The organism is Stenotrophomonas sp. NPDC077659 (genome assembly GCF_050268705.1).
GTDB lineage: Bacteria > Pseudomonadota > Gammaproteobacteria > Xanthomonadales > Xanthomonadaceae > Stenotrophomonas.
On the sequence record NZ_JBNNHG010000282.1, the window covers coordinates 1 to 1,473 of the forward strand.

General features: G+C 62.1%; 1 protein-coding gene. It reads left to right on the forward strand.

From position 1 onward, the window contains the following. Window positions 1-18: 18 nt before the first annotated feature. Window positions 19-930: a 4-hydroxy-3-methylbut-2-enyl diphosphate reductase gene (gene ispH / locus ACQKDV_RS19465; protein ID WP_427785862.1), complete on the forward strand. Its 912-nt coding sequence runs from the start codon at window positions 19-21 to the stop codon at window positions 928-930. The last annotated feature ends 543 nt before the right edge of the window (window positions 931-1,473 follow it).

Genomic DNA, 1,473 nt, shown 5'->3' on the forward strand with positions numbered 1-1,473 from the left:
GGCGCCGGCAATGCGCAGCTGGACGAGCTGGCCAGGACCGCCGTGCAGGCCTGGGTCGAAACACTGGGCGCGCCCATCTACGTCCGCCATGAAGTGGTGCACAACCGCTTCGTGGTCGACGACCTGAAGCAGCGCGGCGCGATCTTCGTCGAGGAACTCGATGAAGTGCCGGACAACAACACGGTCATCTTCAGCGCGCATGGCGTGTCCCAGGCCGTGCGCCAGGAAGCCGAACGCCGCGGGCTGAAGGTGTTCGACGCCACCTGTCCGCTGGTGACCAAGGTTCACTTCGAAGTCGCCCGCCACTGCCGTGCCGGCCGTGACGTGGTGCTGATCGGCCATGCCGGTCACCCGGAAGTGGAAGGCACGATGGGCCAGTGGAACCGCGAAGCCGGTACCGGCCAGATCTACCTGGTCGAAGATGTGGAGCAGGTCGCCACGCTGGAGATCAACCAGCCGGAAAACTTCGCCTATACCACCCAGACCACGCTGTCGGTGGATGACACGCGCGGCATCATCGAGGCGCTGCGCGAGCGGTTCCCGCAGATGCAGGGCCCGAAGAACGACGACATCTGCTACGCCACGCAGAACCGCCAGGACGCCGTGCGCGACCTGGCCAAGCGCTGCGACCTGGTGCTGGTGGTGGGGTCGCCGAACAGCTCCAATTCCAACCGCCTGAGTGAGCTGGCCCGCCGTGAAGGCGTGGAGAGCTACCTGATCGACGGCGCGCACGAGATCGACCCGCGCTGGGTGGAAGGCAAGCAGCACATCGGCGTAACGGCCGGTGCGTCGGCACCGCAGGTGCTGGTGGATGGCGTGCTGGCCCGACTGGCCGAGCTGGGTGCCAACGGCGTGGGCGAGCTGGATGGCGAGCCGGAATCGATGGTGTTCGCGCTGCCGAAGGAACTGCGGCTGCGGTTGGTCGACTGACTTCGGAAGGTGGTTCGCCGGGCATGGCCCGGCGCTACCGGCACTGATCTGGTGGGTGCGAACCTTGGTTCGCACTGCTTCTGGATGTAATTCATCCACGCCGTGGATGGGCGCAGCATCTTGGGCATCGACGGTGCCATTACTGGAAGCTGTCAGATAAAAACGCGCCCCAACCTTGCTTCACTGCTGGCTGAGCAGATGGGCGATCATGCCTATTTGACCTCCCATGCTTTGATGCAGAGTTTTATCAATGGCCTCGCCCAAAGGACTTTCACTCTGCGCGCATGTGGCGTTCTGCGTTCACGGTCATGGCCATTGCCATTGCCCCCCCATCTGGATGCCGGAAAGTTCCAATGTGTTCTCGCTTTAGGTGTGATCGGCTGCAGATAGCGGAGTCTTTAGGAGTTTTCCTATAACGAAAAAGGACCATTCGCGCTAATTCTTTAGTCGGATCGCTGTGATCCAAAGAGGAGGGGCAAAAAATGGTACCTGATTAGCACGATGCTTCAGCGCGGTCGCAGCTGTTGAGAAGGGCGAGGTACA